The organism is Aquabacterium lacunae, from assembly GCF_004310865.1.
Lineage (GTDB): Bacteria > Pseudomonadota > Gammaproteobacteria > Burkholderiales > Burkholderiaceae_C > Aquabacterium > Aquabacterium lacunae.
Genome location: NZ_SIXI01000006.1, coordinates 218,154 through 232,230, shown reverse-complemented (window position 1 = coordinate 232,230; position 14,077 = coordinate 218,154). Strand labels below are relative to the sequence as shown.

Sequence of the window (14,077 nt, the reverse complement as noted above, 5' to 3'; positions counted from 1 at the left end):
GAGCCGACGCACAGCCGAGATTCGACACGATCAGCAAGGTGTGCGCAGCTTTGGGCGTCAAACTCGTTGCGCAGCCGATTCACGCCTGAAGTTATTCCAGAGCGGTACTTTTGTGTGGCCTAACGCCCAAGGTAAGCGGCGCCGGAAGGAGCGCAGCGAGTGGAGGGCACCAACAAAGCCCATGAAAATGGCGAAGCCATGGGCTTTGTTGGCGTCCGCTTGACCGCCGAGTTAGGCCACAGTGCCTGCGCGAAGCGCCCGTGCCAGTGCTCGGTGATGGCGTTACCACTTCCAGAGCGATGGCGTGCGCCATAGGTGTCAACGGTAATCCAATTTTCCCCACCACTGACAATCAGTCTGCAGCCAACCGCCAGAGGCTGGTGATCTCTTTTGATCTGGCCGCATGCAACGGATCACTTGAGTCGTGTGCCTTGCCGTGCCTTGGGCGAATGTCGTGGCGCTGGACCACTCGCAAGCCTGCTGCCTTGATCCATTCGACCAGTTCCTGGGGGGCGCGCAGCCCCAGGCGTTCGGCCAGATCTGACAAGATCAACCACCCCTCACCACCTGGGCACAGGTGGGCCCGCAGTCCAGACAGAAAGCCCCTCAGCATGCGGCTTTCTGGGTCGTACACGGCTTGCTCCACCGTGCTGCTGGCTTTGCCGGGCAGCCATGGCGGATTGCAGACGATCAATGGGCTCTGCCCGTCTGGAAACAGGTTGCACGCCAACAAGGTGCTGCGTGTCAGCAGGCCGAGCCGCTGAAGGTTGTCTTGGGCGCAGGCCAGAGCCTTGGGGGAGAGATCCGTGCCCAGCATCCGTGGCACACCGCGGCGTAGTAACAGGGCACTCAACACCCCCGTGCCAACGCCGATGTCCCAGACGCAGCCGTCGTCGGCCAGTGCAGGCGTCGGCAATGGCGCACCGGCGACCAAGTCAAGATACTCGCCGCGTACCGGCGAAAAAACTCCGTGGTGTGGGTGGATTCGTTCACCCAGGGCAGGAATCATCACACCCCTTTTCCGCCATTCATGGGCCCCGACCACGCCCAGCAGTTCGCGCAGCGACACGACACTGCGTTCGTCCGACGGACCATAAGCCTCCAGGCAAGCTTGACGCAAATCCGGGGCACGACGCAATGGGATGTGGTGCCCTCCCTCCATCGGGATGAGCAGCAGGCCCAGGATACGAGCCCGCTCGGCCTGCGCCTTGCGGTGCAGGTGATGTGCTTGCAGCAGGGTGGCTGCCGGTGGAGATGGCCTGCGGCGGTCCAGCCGTCGGGTCAGGGACTGCAGCATCTGTCTCGCGTTCTGGAAATCCCCACGCCACAACAACGCGGTGCCCTCGCAGACCAGGCGATAGGCCCGATCGGCTGGGGTGCGATCATCGGCCACGACCACTTGGCGCGGCGGCTTGCTGCCGTTTTCGCTGCGCCATTGGGCATGCAGATCAAGGTCCGCCTCCTGCCATCGCAGCACAGGGGGTTGCAAAGTCTCGGTATCAGGGGCTGAAACAATAGCCATGGGCGCTCAAGCGTGTGGCAGAGCCGTTTTGCAGAAACTGTGTGACCTGTGGGCAGTTCAGCGATCTGTGTCGCCCGCTGCTTGCAGCACCGATGTTGGGCGAGCAGCCACCGCGGCTGCCTGCGCACGCAGACTGCGGTAACGAGCCAATTGCTCAGGCGTCAGGATGGCGCGTTGTGACTCATGCGCGTCTTGGTGCGCCTGCCGCAGCTCGCGGTGCAATTGTCCCACGCGTTGCAGCGCCTGTTCGCGAGAGCGGGCTGTGCTCAGCGGGTCATTGAGCAACTGATCCAGCCTTCGTTCTTGTTCAATGATTTGCCGCCCGATTTGCGACGACTGTGCTTCCATGCGATTGAACACCGCTCGGGTCTGGGTCAATTGCTGCGGCGAGAGCGCCAGCTCATGGGCCATGGCCAGCGCATGGAAAGGACCGGGAACACCTTCCCGCTCTGCTGCGCGAGCCATGCCCATGCCTTTGGCCGTCAAATACGCCTGCACGTCGTCGTGCGTTACAGCGCCAGAGGTGCCAGCTTGCGCCTCAGGCATGGCGGCCGAGGCCGCGAGCATCATCAGACTCAGACGCAAGGTTGCGCGCAAGGCATGTGTGATCATGGGTTCAACGTCTTGAAAAAGCCTGTGGGAGGTCAGCGTTTTTTGCAGAAAAGTCGAACATCACTTTGAGCCGTATCGATGTCGTGTTGGTCGATGGGGTTGCCGTTGGTGTGACGCAAGGCGCCTTTGAGGATGTCGCGGGCGAGCGCGCAACGAGAGGCGTCGGTGCCGTGTTCTTTGCCATGGGATTCGGACACAACAGGAGGGCGCTTTGTCGATGGTGCGCTCGGTGGTTGTGCGGCCTGGCTCGCCTGACGACGAAATTCTTCTGCAAAAGCATCGGTGCCAGAAGCCTTCACTGAGGGGGGCGCGGCCCGCGGGGTGACCTTCACATTGACGGGCTGTGCGTTGGGTACTGTATGTCCAGGAGGGCGTTCTGAGTAATGCACGACGCCTTGCGCGTCGGACCACTTGAACACTGTGGACGACTGTGCCGATGCATATCCAGTAAACATTGCAAACCACCAACATGCCAGCAACAAAGGCATGTCGCGCAGTGGGCATCGAGAGCGTTCAGTGGTGTGTCGCATGCAAAGGGGCGCGAGGCCGTTACCAGCAAGCATTGTGCTTCAATGGCGTGGCAGTCCGTCGACATGGCAGTGCAGGGATGGCTCCGAGCAGCGGGGCCATGTCGAAGATGGGCAGGGCACTCAGCAGAACGCCACAGTGCCCTGGTGGTAGCGCAAACGCCAGTGGCCTTCGTGCATCTGCCACACCGAGCTGCGCAGCACGTGCAGAGGCTCTGGCGTGTCCAGGTGCACGCTGCGGTATGTCAGCAGGGCGCACCCCGGCGTCAGCAAGCTAACCTGGAGGTCGTGGGCCGCGGTCGGCATGGGGCCTGGGTGCAGGCTCAGAAAGTTCAACACCTCTGCACGGCTGTAGGCCTGCCCCGATTTGCCGACCTCATGAAAGTCCGGGTGCAGCAGGGCGTCAAATTCACGGAAGGTGAGGGTGCTGCCCGGATGATGCAGCGCCAGCTCCAGTGCGCTGAGCGTTTTCAGCAGATCGTCCATGGGGCTCAAGTGCATGACATCCAGTCAGCGATTGCACGCTCGGCTTGACCTGGGTGATGGATCAATGCATCGCGAACACTGCAGCGGTTGACCACAGGTTGATTCTGACTGATCTTCCATTTGCCGTGGATGCTTCGAACTGTCAGGCGCAGGCCGACGATCTGGGTCAGAAGGCGCTCGGTGAAGTCCGCAGGTGCGTCGCTCATGGACCAAGGGCGTGGCTGGCTGTGCTCGAAGTGGTCTGTCAGCGTGTTCAGGATGGGGCGGATCTGCGACGGCTCATGCAGTGCCTCCAGTGTGACTTGCACATGCACCACGGCATAGTTCCAAGTAGGAACCACCTTGCCGTGCTCGGCTTTGGTGGCGTACCAATTGGGCGACACATAGGCCGAGGGCCCCTGAAACACAAGCAGGCATGACTGGCCATCGGCGACCTGCCACACCGGGTTGTTGCGCGCCACATGCCCGATCAGAGTGTCTTGGGGAGCCGGCTGCCCTTCCGGTACCGCGCTGCGCAGCAAGGGCAGGTGGTCTGCAACCAAGCCATGAGGGCCCTGGTGTACCAGTGTGGCAAGGGGGTGTTGCGCCACGAGGGCCCACAGCACCTCGGGTCTATGTTCTTCAAAATGTGTTGGGCAGTACATGGATGCGGTCAAAAGTGGAGCAGAACGATGTCGAATGCAGCGCGTCGGTTGGTCTCAACACGCTGGCCAAGTCACACCTTGGGGGCAAACGATCGGATGAGGACCCATGTGTTGCAGGAGGTGTCAGACCGCGCAAAACCCTTCAACCATGCGGTCAGCACACGCTCAGCCCTGAACCTTGCCGCGACCGGCCTTGATGACCGCGCGTTGGGCTTTGCCTTCCAGGCGCCGGCGCTGTGATGCCCGTGTGGGTTGCGTGGCGCGCCTCAGGGCCTGCACATGGCTGGCCTGGGCGATCAGGTCTTCCAGACGGGCCAGCGCTTCGGCCTTGTTCTGGTCGCGGCTGCGCGAGTTTTGCGCCTTGATCACGATCACGCCTTCTTTGGTCAGGCGCTGATCATTCGATTGCAGCAGGCGCTCTTTGACGGCGGGCGGCAACGATGAAGCATGCACGTCGAACCGCAGGTGCACCGCACTGGACACCTTGTTGACGTTCTGCCCGCCCGGTCCCTGGGCGCGCACGGCCGTGAATTCGACCTCTCGCAGCAGCACCGCGTGAGCCATCAGCTTCCCAGGTCGGGTTCGACCAGCCAGGCCAGTTGCTGCAACGACTCTTGCCAGCCCAGGTGGCAGTTCTCGGGCGGGATCACCGCCGGAATGCCTTCCTGCCGGACGTGCACCGCCACGCCACAGCTCACGGGCGTGAGGGTCACGGTGGTCTGCATGCGCCCAGGCAGATTGGGGTCATCGAACTCGGCCGTGTAGCTCAGTGTCTGGTGGGGGGTCAGCGTCAGGTACTCGCCACCAAAGCTGTGCACGTGACCGCTCGCGAAATGGGTGAACGACATGCGGTAGCGTCCACCCACGGTGGGATCCATGGCATGCACCTCGCCCGTGAAGCCAAAGGGCGGCAGCCATTTGCTCCATGCCGCGGGCTCGGTGAACGCGCGGTACACCTTCTCCGGGGTCGAGCGCAGCACGCGGTGCATTTCGATGGTGTGGGTGCTCATGCAGGTCCTTTCCTGAAAGGCGGCGTGGCCACATCGGCGGCACACGCCAGGTCACATGTTGATGGTTTCCCAGGCAGCGTCAAGCCGGCAGATGCAGCAGCACAAGGCCGACCAAGGCTGGCAGCCCCTGAACGAACAGGATCTTGCGGCTGGCCGTCACTGCCCCATACACCCCGGCCACCAGCACGCACGCCAGGAAGAAGGTGAGGGTCGGCACGCCGGCGGGACCCATGGTCAGCCCCCACAGCAGGCCGGCCGACAGGAAGCCGTTGTACAGGCCCTGGTTGGCGGCCAGCACCTTGGTGGCTTCGGCTTGCTCGGCGTTCATGCCGAAGGCCTTGCGCCCTGCAGGCCGGGTCCACAGGAACATTTCCAGCACGAGGAAGTAGGCGTGCAGCAGGGCCACGAGGGCGGCCACGGCTTGTGCAGCGATGAACATGGGCAACTCCATTCAATGCGAACGCTGGTTGGCAACCCGCCGAAGGGGGTTCTCCAAACACAGCGCATCTTCACAATGTCCCACAGCCCGAGCCTCCATGCACCCATGCCACACAGCGCTGTGTCCACCGCCCCACACCTGCCGCCAGTCAACCGGCCCAGCACGCTGTCGCCTGAACGCACAGCGCAGTCTTTGCCGCCCCTGGCTGCACCGCGCCTGCTCGATCAGGTGCGCGAGCGCACGCGCTACCTGCACTACAGCATCCGCACCGAGACCGCCTATGTGCACTGGGTGAAGGCCTTCGTGCACTTCCACGGGCTGCGCCATCCGCGCGACATGGGCGTGTCCGAGATCGAGGCATTCCTGTCGCACCTGGCCAATGCGCGGGAGGTCTCGGCGTCCACGCACAAGCAGGCCTTGTCTGCGCTGATCTTCCTGTACGACAAGGTGCTGGGGCTGCCCACGCCCTGGCTGAAGGACATCGGGCGCCCCAAGGGCGGGCGCAAGCTGCCGGTGGTGCTCACACCGCCCGAGGTGCAGGCTGTGCTGGCCGCGCTGGCGCCGCAGCACCAGTTGCTGGGGCAGTTGCTGTACGGCACGGGTCTGCGGCTGATGGAGGGGTTGCGCCTGCGCGTCAAAGACATCGACTTCGAGCACCAGACCATCGTCGTGCGTGACGGCAAGGGCCAAAAAGACCGCACCGTGATGTTGCCCGAGCGCCTGGCCAGCCCGTTGCGCCACCACCTGTCGCGTGCACGGGCGGTGTACGAACAAGACCGCCACAACGATGTGGCCGGCGTGTGGATGCCCGGTGCGCTCGAGATCAAGTACCCCCGCCAGGGCCAGACCTGGGCCTGGCAATGGGTGTTCGCCGCCGACGACCTGGCCGCCTGCCCGCGCACCGGCGTGATCCGGCGCCACCACGTGCAGGACGTGACCTTTCAGCGTGCCTTCCGCAAGGCCGTGGCCCTGGCGGGGCTGGTCAAGCCCGCCACGCCCCACACCCTGCGGCATTCCTTCGCCACGCACCTGCTGCAGGCCCGGTACGACATCCGCACGGTGCAAGAACTGCTGGGGCACGCCGATGTGTCCACCACCATGATCTACACCCACGTGCTGAAAGTGGGGGGTGGGGCGGTGCAGAGCCCGCTCGATGCGCTCCTGATGCAGCCCAGTGGAGCTCAATCGGCTCAAGCGGCTCAGCGGGTCGCCGCGGGGCGTGTCTTGTAGAACTGAATGGGCGCTGCGGCCACCTGGTTCAGCACCGAGGTCTTCATCTTGCCCACCACATGCATTTCGCAGGGTTTGCAGTCAAAGCGCAGGGTCAGCTTTTCCTTGCCGTTGATCAGCTGCAGTGGCTCGGCCTTCACCTGGCCTTGAACGCCCTGCACACCCTTGGCCTGCTTGGGGCACAGGCTCAGCGAGAAGCGCACACAGTGCTTGGTGATCATCAGGCTGACCTCGCCCAGCTCCTCGTGTGATTCGTACGCGGCTTCGATCACCTTCACGCCGTGGCGGGCGTAGAAATCGCGGGCCTTGTGGTTGTACACATTGGCCAGGTAGCTGAGGCTGTCTTCGGGATAAGGCACGGGCGGCTCCACCGGTGTGGCCGGCACCAGCCGTTCCCAGTGCTCGGCCCGGGCCTGTTCCACCGCAGCCAGCGCCTCGCGGCGCAGCGCGTTCAGCACCGAGGCGGGCACGAACCACGGCTGGGCCGTGTTCAGTGCGATCTCGTGCGCATGGAAAATGGTGCCGCCCAGCTTGCCCAGGTGCTCACGCAACGTGGCTTCGGCCCTGTCGGCCTGCTGCGGGGGCTGCTTGGCCACCTCCACCAGGGCCACGCCTTCGTGGCCGTCTTCGTCGGTCACGGTCAGGCTCAGGCCTTCGTCGGTGTCGTCGAGGGTCATCCACACGCCAATGCGGCGTTCGGCCGATTTCTTGCTCAGCGTGCGGTCCCAGGCCTGGTCGCGGTTGCGGTTGATCGCCACGCCCGGTTTCAGGTCGGGCAGCGCGGCCATGTCTTCGTTGGGATGCACCCGCCATATGCGTCCGCTGGCACCCACGGCCTCGGCCGTGTTGACCTGCACGCCCACCAGGTCGCGGGTCAGCGTCTGGTAGTTCAGGCCGTCGCCGTTGTGGATCGCGTCGGTCTGGTTCAGGTCGATGGCCACGTCGAACCAGGTGTCGCCCACCTTCGCCACTTCACCCACGGGCAGGCCCAGGTGCTTGGGGCTGTCGAAGGCGCCGATGTCTTCTTTGCGGCCGTTCACGAAGTAGTCGGTGGTGCCGCGGTTGAAATTGCGTTCGGGCTCTGGCTGAAAGTAGAAGGTGCTGTGGCCCGACGAGGTGCGGGCCAGCTCGGGGCGCTCTTCCAGGATCCCGTCCAGCAGCTGGCGGTAATGGGCGGTGATGTTCTTCACATAGCCCATGTCCTTGTAGCGGCCCTCGATCTTGAACGAGCTGATGCCGGCGTCGATCAGGGCGCGCAAGTTGGCGCTCTGGTCGTTGTCCTTCATTGACAGCACGTGCTGTTCGTAGGCCACCACCTGGCCTTTGCTGTCCAGCACGTTGTAAGGCAGGCGGCAGGCTTGCGAGCAGTCGCCCCGGTTGGCGCTGCGGCCGGTGTGCGCATGGCTGATGAAGCACTGGCCGCTGTAGGCCACGCACAGCGCACCGTGGATGAAGAACTCCAGCGCGCAGGTGGTGTGCTGGGCCACCGCCTGGATCTGCTGCAGCGTCAGTTCGCGGGCCAGCACGATCTGGCTGAAACCGGCGTCTTGCAGGAAGCGCGCCTTTTCCGGGGTGCGGATGTCGGTCTGCGTGCTGGCATGCAGCTGGATGGGGGGCAGGTCCAGCTCCAGGATGCCCATGTCCTGCACGATCAAGGCGTCGACGCCGGCGTCGTACAGCTGCCAGATCAGCTGGCGGGCGGGTTCCAGCTCATCGTCACGCAAGATGGTGTTGATCGTGGTGAAGATGCGCGCGTTGAAACGGTGCGCATGGGTCACCAGGCGGGCGATGTCGGCCACCTCATTGCTGGCATTGCTGCGGGCGCCGAAGCTGGGGCCGCCGATGTAGACAGCATCGGCCCCGTGGTTGACCGCCTCGATGCCGATGTCGGCCGTGCGGGCTGGCGACAGCAATTCGATGTGATGACGGGAATGAGGGGCGTTGGAGGCGTTCGACATGGCCGACCAGTGAGAAAATCAAGGGCGAAGTGTAGCGATTTGACCGCCCGGATGCATTTTTCCCCCTCCACACCCCGTTTCGATCGGCTCGACGCCTTGCGCGGCGCGGCCCTGCTGTGGATGGCGGCCTTCCATTTCTGCTTCGACCTGGCCCACGCGCGTGTGGTGGCATGGAATTTTTATGCCGATCCGTTCTGGCTGCACCAGCGCACGGCCATCCTGTCGCTGTTCTTGCTGTGTGCGGGTGCGGGCCAGGCGATTGCCACCTGGCAGGGGCAGAGCTGGCCGCGTTTCTGGAAGCGCTGGGCGCAGGTGGCCGCTTGCGCAGCCCTGGTGAGCGCGGGCAGCGCGTTGATGTTCCCGAACAGCTGGATCTATTTTGGCGTGTTGCACGGCATGGCCGTGATGCTGATCCTGGCGCGCCTGCTGGCCCTGGCCTGGATGAAGCGTGGCCAGCGGAATGCCGACCTGCTGGTGCTGCTGGGCCTGGGCACGGTGTGCCTGGCCTTGCCCCATGGGGTGCAACACCCCTGGTTTGACCTGCGCTGGCCCAGCGTGCTGGGCCTGGTGACGCGCAAGCCCATCACGGAAGACTACGTGCCCCTGCTGCCGTGGTTCGGGGTGATGTGCACTGGCCTGGCCGCCACGGCCTGGGTGCTCAAGCACCGTACCGGCTGGCTGGCGTCCCGTTTTCAAGCGGGTGCATCTGTCAGTGCGTCTGGCAGCGCGCCTGCACCGTGGCGACTGCTGACCTTGCTGGGTCAGTGGAGCCTGACCTTTTACATGCTGCACCAGCCCGTGATGATCGGCTTGCTGGAAGGCGCCCTGATGATCTGGAGAAAGACCCCATGACTGCATTGACCCAAGACCAGTTGAAGACCCTCGTCGGCCAGGCCGCCCTGCAGTACGTGACGCCCGGCAGCATCGTCGGGGTGGGCACGGGCTCCACGGTGGACAAGTTCATCGACGCCCTGGGCGAGGCCCTGAAGAAGGACGCCGGCTTCGTGGCAGGTGCCGTGTCCAGCTCGGTGCGCAGCACGCAGCGCCTGCAGGCCCTGGGGGTGAAGGTGCTCGAAGCGGAAACCGTGACCGGGCTGGGTGTGTACATCGACGGGGCCGACGAGATCGACCACGGTGGTCACATGGTCAAGGGCGGCGGTGCGGCCCTGACCCGCGAGAAGATCGTGGCCGAGCTGGCCGAGCGCTTCGTGTGCATCGCCGACGAGAGCAAGCTGGTGGGCACGCTGGGCAAGTTCCCGCTGCCCGTGGAAGTCATCCCCATGGCCGCAGCCCAGGTGATCCGTGCCTTCGCCCAACTGGGCGGCACGGGCAAGGTGCGTGAAGGCGTGACCACCGACAACGGCAACATCATCGTCGACGTGACCGGCCTGCAGATCAGCCAGCCGGCCGAGTTCGAGCGCGACGTGAACCAGTGGCCCGGCGTCGTCACGGTGGGCGTTTTCGCCCGCAACAAGGCCAGCGTGTGCCTGCTGGGCACCGCCGAAGGCGTCAAGACGCTGAACTTCTGAGCCTGTTCAGCATGCCCTGCGCCGCCCAGCGGCCCGTGGCCATGCTGGCCGTGAGCAGGTAGCCCCCGGTGGGGGCTTCCCAATCGAGCATTTCGCCCGCGACGAACAGGCCGGGCACCTGGCGTGACATCAGGTGCGCATCGAGCCCTTCGAAGCGCACGCCGCCGGCCGTGCTGATCACTTCGTCCATGGGGCGTGTGCGCTGCACCGAGATGGGCAGGGCCTTGATGGCTGCTGCCAGCTGCACGGGGTCATGGTCGAGCACGTCGCGCGGCAGCAGTTCGTGCAGCAGCGCCACTTTGAGGCCGTGCAGATTCAGGCGGCTTTTCAGGTGCGTGGCCAGGCTGCGGGGGCCCCGGGGGCGCTGCACTTCGGCCAGCACCTGTTCGGGCGTGTGTTGCGGCAGCAGGTCGATGTGCACGGTGCACTGGCCGCTGTGCCTGACCATGTCGCGGATGGGCTTGCCCAGCGCATACACCAGGCTGCCCTCGATGCCCGTGGCCGTGAGCACGAACTCGCCTTGCTGGCGCCAGACCTGGCCTTTCGGATCGAGCACCGTCATCACGGCGGGTTTGACCGGCTGGCCCGCGAACTTGTCGACCAGGTAGGTGCTCCAGCCGGTGCGGTCAGGGGCTGTGGGCGCCACGTCAAAACCGCAGTTGGCCGATTCCAGCGGCGCCACGTCCAGACCCAAGGCCTGCAGGGGTTGCACCCAGGCGCCGTCCGAGCCCAGGCGCGACCAGCTGCCACCGCCCAGGGCGAGCAAGGTGAGCTCGGCAGGGTGCTGAACCTCGCCATCGGGCGTTTGAAAGCGCAAGGCACTGCGGCCGGGCTCTCCGGCCCAGCCCACCCAGCGGTGGCGCGCATGCAGCACAACGCCTTGCTGTCGCAATCGGTGCAGCCAGGCGCGCAGCAAGGGCGCCGCCTTCATGTCGGTGGGAAACACCCGGTTCGAGCTGCCCACGAAGGTGTCGATGCCCAGGCCTTTGGCCCAGTCGCGCAACGCTTGCGCACCGAAGGCCTCCAGCATCGGCTGCAGCGTGGGCGAGCGCTCGAAAAAACGCGTCATGAAGCGCGCGGTGGGCTCGGCGTGCGTGAGGTTCAGGCCCCCGCGACCGGCCAGCAGGAACTTGCGCCCGACCGACGGCATGGCATCAAAAAGATGCACGCGAACACCCGCCTGACTCAACACCTCGGCGGCCGCCAACCCAGCAGGGCCTCCGCCCACAATGGCCACAGTGGCCTTAGAACCTTCACCCATGTCGGGGCTCAGAAGCGAACTGCGTTGTTGCTGGCGGGCAATGGCGATGGTGACACTGGCTCTGTCTTCTGGGTGCGCGGCTTGCCTGTCACATTGGACACTGGCGGCTGGGTCAGTGGCGAGGCATTGGCTGCAGCGTAGCCTGAGGGAAGCACAGAGGTGGCCGGGTAGCCTGCGGCGTCCAGGTAGCTTTGCCACTCCTGCGCAGAAAAGCCGAGCACCTGTTGCACACCGATGCGCCCGACAGGCAGCTCACGGGTGTTCTCCAGTCGCTGCAATTCGGCTTCATCGGCACTCGTCTTGATGAGCTTTTCGGTGAAGGGAACGCCTCGTTGCTTCAGCAAGCCACGCGCCTGATCGCAAGGTCCGCAGCCTTCCGTGGTGTACAAGGTCACAGGGTAACGCTGCACCACGCGCCGCAGTTCATACGGCAGTGCGGAGGTCTCGGATACCACCCCGCTACGGCTGATTTGCTGACTGGGCTGTCCAACAGGCGCCCGGTCGGTGTAGGTGACCTTGCCGTCAGGGCCGACCACCTTGTAAAGCGCCCAGACAGGGCTACCAAACATCAGGCACAGGGGAAGCAGCAGGCCTCGCGCCATGACAAAAACAAGGCAGCTGGGCAGACGCACGGGAATCACTTGCATGCCCGCACTGTAGCCCATCTGCGCGAGTTGGCTGCATCGGTCATGCCGTGCGGCTGCCACAGGAGACTCATGCCATTCCTTGATGCCGCAGCAGCGCATCGATCTGAGGCTCACGCCCGCGGAAAGCCTTGAAGTTCTCCATGGCCGAGCGTGCCCCGCCAGCCTCCAAAATGGCCTGTCGATAACGGCGGCCAACGTCGGGATTGAGCACACCTTGTTCGGGTGTGGCAGCTTCTTCAAACGCCGAGAACGCGTCGGCGGACAGCACTTCGGCCCATTTGTAGCTGTAGTAGCCCGCAGCATAACCGCCTGCAAAGATGTGCGAGAAGCTGTGCTGAAAGCGGTTGAAGGCTGGTGGCATGTTCACGGCCACTTCGTTTCGGACCTCCTGAGCGATGTCCTGAACCCTATCGGCGCTGCCTGCTTCGAAGTGAATTCGCATGTCGAACAGCGAGAACTCCATCTGGCGCAGCGTCATCAGGCCGCTCTGGAAGTTCTTGGCGGCCACCATCTTGTCGAACAGGGCGCGCGGCAGCGGCTCGCCGGTGTCCACATGCTTCGTGAGCTTGGGCATCAGGGCCCACTCCCAGCAGAAGTTCTCCATGAACTGACTGGGCAGCTCGACGGCATCCCACTCCACGCCGCTGATGCCAGACACGCCGGCATCGCTGACCTGGGTGAGCATGTGGTGAAGGCCGTGGCCGAATTCGTGGAACAGGGTGGTCACGTCGTCGTGCGACAGCAGGGCAGGCTTGCCGTTGACGCCTGCCGAGTAGTTGCACACCAGGTGGGCCACCGGGGTTTGCAGGGCCTGGGTGTCGGGGCGCAACCAGCGGCTGCGCACGTCGTCCATCCAGGCGCCAGGGCGTTTGCCAGGGCGGGCGTAAGGGTCGAGGTAGAACTGGCCGACCAGCTCGGCGCCCTGGGCGCCTTCGCGTTCGATGCGGAAGAAACGCACGCTGTCGTGCCACACCGGTGCGGTGTCGGGCTTGATCTTCACTTCGAACAGGGTTTCGATCAGGCCGAACAGCCCCGACAGCACCTGCGGCTCGGTGAAGTACTGTTTGACTTCCTGGTCGCTGAAGGCGTAGCGGGCTTCCTTGAGCTTTTCGCTGACGTAGGGCACGTCCCAGGCCTGCAGGTCGGTCAGGCCCAGTTCGCTGGCGGCGAACTCGCGCAGCTCGGCCATGTCCTTCTCGGCGTAGGGGCGGGCGCGGCGGGCCAGGTCCCGCAAAAACTCCATCACCTGCACCGGGGTGTCGGCCATCTTGGGCACCAGCGACACATCGGCGTAGCAGGCGTAGCCCAGCAGCTGGGCCTCTTCCTGGCGCAGGGCCAGCAACTGGCGCATCAGCGGGCCGTTGTCGCGCTCGGCCGGGCCGAACTCGCTGGCGCGGGTGGTGTAGGCGCGGTAGAGCGTTTCGCGCAGGCCACGGTTGTGGGCGTACTGGATCACCGGCAGGTAGCTGGGCATGTGCAGCGTGACCTTGTGGCCCGTCTTGCCTTCGGCCTGGGCCGCAGCGGCCGTGGCGTCTTTCACGTCCTGCGGCACGCCGTCGAGCTCTTCGGTGGTGGCGTAATGGGCGAACTGGTCGGTGGCGTCCATCACGTGTTCAGAGAAGGCCTGCGAGGCCGCGGCCTGCTCTTCCTGGATGGCGGCGAAGCGCTCGCGCGCGGCACCTTGCAGTTCGGCACCACCCAGCACGAAGCCGCGCAGTGCATTGCTCAGGGCCTTGGCCCGTGCGGGCGACAGGTTCTTCCCCTGGGTCGACTGGGCCAGGGCCTTGTACTTGGCGTACAGGCGCTCGTCGGCGCCCAGGCGGGTGAAAAACTCAGTGATGCGCGGCAGGTTTTCGTTGTATGCCGCACGCAATTCAGGCGTGTCGGCCACGCTGTTGAGGTGCCCCACGGCGCCCCAGGCCCGGCCCAGGTGGTCGGTGGCCACATCCAGCAGCAGCGACAGGGTGTCGTAATCAGCTGGCACGTCGGGGCCGACCACTTTTTCGAGGGCTGCCTCGGCCTGCGCCAGCAGCGCGTCCATGGCCGGGGTGACGTGTTCGGGCTTGATCTGGTCGAACAGGGGCAGACCAGCGGTTTGCAGCAGGGGGTTGGTGCTCATGGATGTCAGCTGAGGGCTAAGGCACGCCATTCAAGATGGCCATGCCTTCATGATGCACCGGAAAACCAGGCCCCATGGCCGCGAAAGGGTCAA

15 protein-coding genes are annotated in these 14,077 nt (G+C 64.7%); 3 read left to right on the top strand and 12 right to left on the bottom strand.

The window, feature by feature from the left end:
• Nucleotides 1-352: 352 nt before the first annotated feature.
• From EYS42_RS14700 to EYS42_RS14665, 8 genes are all read right to left on the bottom strand, one after another.
• Nucleotides 353-1,522, bottom strand: coding sequence for a methyltransferase (locus EYS42_RS14700; RefSeq protein ID WP_130968947.1), 1,170 nt, complete (start codon nt 1,520-1,522; stop codon nt 353-355).
• Between the two features lie 57 nt (nt 1,523-1,579).
• Entirely contained in the window at nt 1,580-2,134 is a 555-nt protein-coding gene (locus tag EYS42_RS14695) for a Spy/CpxP family protein refolding chaperone (RefSeq protein WP_130968946.1), read from the bottom strand.
• Between the two features lie 32 nt (nt 2,135-2,166).
• The gene (locus EYS42_RS14690) at nt 2,167-2,622 is read right to left on the bottom strand and encodes a DUF4124 domain-containing protein (protein WP_165456804.1); all 456 of its coding nucleotides are present in this window, start codon (nt 2,620-2,622) and stop codon (nt 2,167-2,169) included.
• A 162-nt stretch (nt 2,623-2,784) separates the two neighbouring features.
• Nucleotides 2,785-3,147 (bottom strand): nuclear transport factor 2 family protein, encoded by a 363-nt coding sequence (locus EYS42_RS14685; RefSeq protein WP_165456803.1) that lies wholly within the window; start codon nt 3,145-3,147, stop codon nt 2,785-2,787.
• A gap of 5 nt (nt 3,148-3,152) precedes the next feature.
• Entirely contained in the window at nt 3,153-3,791 is a 639-nt protein-coding gene (locus EYS42_RS14680; protein ID WP_130968959.1) for an FMN-binding negative transcriptional regulator, read from the bottom strand.
• A gap of 165 nt (nt 3,792-3,956) precedes the next feature.
• The gene (arfB, locus tag EYS42_RS14675; protein ID WP_130968943.1) at nt 3,957-4,355 is read right to left on the bottom strand and encodes an alternative ribosome rescue aminoacyl-tRNA hydrolase ArfB; all 399 of its coding nucleotides are present in this window, start codon (nt 4,353-4,355) and stop codon (nt 3,957-3,959) included.
• On the bottom strand, nt 4,355-4,801 hold the full coding sequence (locus tag EYS42_RS14670; protein ID WP_130968942.1) for an SRPBCC family protein: 447 nt from the start codon (nt 4,799-4,801) through the stop codon (nt 4,355-4,357). The genes arfB and EYS42_RS14670 overlap by 1 nt, the downstream gene beginning before the upstream one ends.
• 79 nt (nt 4,802-4,880) lie before the next feature.
• The gene (locus tag EYS42_RS14665) at nt 4,881-5,240 is read right to left on the bottom strand and encodes a DUF1304 domain-containing protein (protein ID WP_130968941.1); all 360 of its coding nucleotides are present in this window, start codon (nt 5,238-5,240) and stop codon (nt 4,881-4,883) included.
• Between the two features lie 105 nt (nt 5,241-5,345).
• Between EYS42_RS14665 and EYS42_RS14660 the strand changes: the two genes are divergently transcribed.
• Entirely contained in the window at nt 5,346-6,470 is a 1,125-nt protein-coding gene (locus EYS42_RS14660) for an integron integrase (protein WP_130968940.1), read from the top strand.
• On the opposite strand, the gene EYS42_RS14655 is transcribed toward EYS42_RS14660, so the two are convergent.
• Entirely contained in the window at nt 6,440-8,428 is a 1,989-nt protein-coding gene (locus EYS42_RS14655; protein ID WP_130968939.1) for a peptidase U32 family protein, read from the bottom strand. The genes EYS42_RS14660 and EYS42_RS14655 overlap by 31 nt on opposite strands.
• Before the next feature lie 51 nt (nt 8,429-8,479).
• Here EYS42_RS14655 and EYS42_RS14650 point away from each other — a divergent pair, with 51 nt between their 5' ends.
• Nucleotides 8,480-9,280: an acetyltransferase domain-containing protein gene (locus tag EYS42_RS14650; RefSeq protein WP_130968938.1), complete on the top strand. Its 801-nt coding sequence runs from the start codon at nt 8,480-8,482 to the stop codon at nt 9,278-9,280.
• Nucleotides 9,277-9,957, top strand: coding sequence for a ribose-5-phosphate isomerase RpiA (gene rpiA / locus EYS42_RS14645; RefSeq protein WP_130968937.1), 681 nt, complete (start codon nt 9,277-9,279; stop codon nt 9,955-9,957). The genes EYS42_RS14650 and rpiA overlap by 4 nt, the downstream gene beginning before the upstream one ends.
• Here the strand turns inward: rpiA and EYS42_RS14640 are convergent.
• The 3 genes from EYS42_RS14640 to EYS42_RS14630 all read right to left on the bottom strand — a co-directional run bounded on the left by EYS42_RS14640 (nt 9,938) and on the right by EYS42_RS14630 (nt 13,984).
• Nucleotides 9,938-11,218: a TIGR03862 family flavoprotein gene (locus tag EYS42_RS14640; protein WP_130968936.1), complete on the bottom strand. Its 1,281-nt coding sequence runs from the start codon at nt 11,216-11,218 to the stop codon at nt 9,938-9,940. The two genes, rpiA and EYS42_RS14640, sit on opposite strands and share 20 nt — an antisense overlap.
• Before the next feature lie 8 nt (nt 11,219-11,226).
• The gene (locus EYS42_RS14635; RefSeq protein WP_165456802.1) at nt 11,227-11,865 is read right to left on the bottom strand and encodes a glutaredoxin family protein; all 639 of its coding nucleotides are present in this window, start codon (nt 11,863-11,865) and stop codon (nt 11,227-11,229) included.
• Between the two features lie 67 nt (nt 11,866-11,932).
• Complete coding sequence (locus EYS42_RS14630) at nt 11,933-13,984, bottom strand: M3 family metallopeptidase (RefSeq protein WP_130968934.1); 2,052 nt, start codon at nt 13,982-13,984, stop codon at nt 11,933-11,935.
• Nucleotides 13,985-14,077 lie beyond the last annotated feature (93 nt).

Bases quoted from the DNA above. Each gene is read 5' to 3' on its own strand.
- EYS42_RS14700 (WP_130968947.1), bottom strand. From the start codon at position 1,522: ATGGCTATTGTTTCAGCCCCTGATACCGAGACTTTGCAACCCCCTGTG.
- EYS42_RS14650 (WP_130968938.1), top strand. From the start codon at position 8,480: ATGCATTTTTCCCCCTCCACACCCCGTTTCGATCGGCTCGACGCCTTG.
- EYS42_RS14680 (WP_130968959.1), bottom strand. From the start codon at position 3,791: ATGTACTGCCCAACACATTTTGAAGAACATAGACCCGAGGTGCTGTGG.
- EYS42_RS14660 (WP_130968940.1), top strand. From the start codon at position 5,346: ATGCCACACAGCGCTGTGTCCACCGCCCCACACCTGCCGCCAGTCAAC.
- EYS42_RS14690 (WP_165456804.1), bottom strand. From the start codon at position 2,622: ATGCCTTTGTTGCTGGCATGTTGGTGGTTTGCAATGTTTACTGGATAT.
- arfB (WP_130968943.1), bottom strand. From the start codon at position 4,355: ATGGCTCACGCGGTGCTGCTGCGAGAGGTCGAATTCACGGCCGTGCGC.
- EYS42_RS14665 (WP_130968941.1), bottom strand. From the start codon at position 5,240: ATGTTCATCGCTGCACAAGCCGTGGCCGCCCTCGTGGCCCTGCTGCAC.
- EYS42_RS14630 (WP_130968934.1), bottom strand. From the start codon at position 13,984: ATGAGCACCAACCCCCTGCTGCAAACCGCTGGTCTGCCCCTGTTCGAC.
- EYS42_RS14635 (WP_165456802.1), bottom strand. From the start codon at position 11,865: ATGCAAGTGATTCCCGTGCGTCTGCCCAGCTGCCTTGTTTTTGTCATG.
- rpiA (WP_130968937.1), top strand. From the start codon at position 9,277: ATGACTGCATTGACCCAAGACCAGTTGAAGACCCTCGTCGGCCAGGCC.
- EYS42_RS14685 (WP_165456803.1), bottom strand. From the start codon at position 3,147: ATGGACGATCTGCTGAAAACGCTCAGCGCACTGGAGCTGGCGCTGCAT.
- EYS42_RS14695 (WP_130968946.1), bottom strand. From the start codon at position 2,134: ATGATCACACATGCCTTGCGCGCAACCTTGCGTCTGAGTCTGATGATG.
- EYS42_RS14640 (WP_130968936.1), bottom strand. From the start codon at position 11,218: ATGGGTGAAGGTTCTAAGGCCACTGTGGCCATTGTGGGCGGAGGCCCT.
- EYS42_RS14655 (WP_130968939.1), bottom strand. From the start codon at position 8,428: ATGTCGAACGCCTCCAACGCCCCTCATTCCCGTCATCACATCGAATTG.
- EYS42_RS14670 (WP_130968942.1), bottom strand. From the start codon at position 4,801: ATGAGCACCCACACCATCGAAATGCACCGCGTGCTGCGCTCGACCCCG.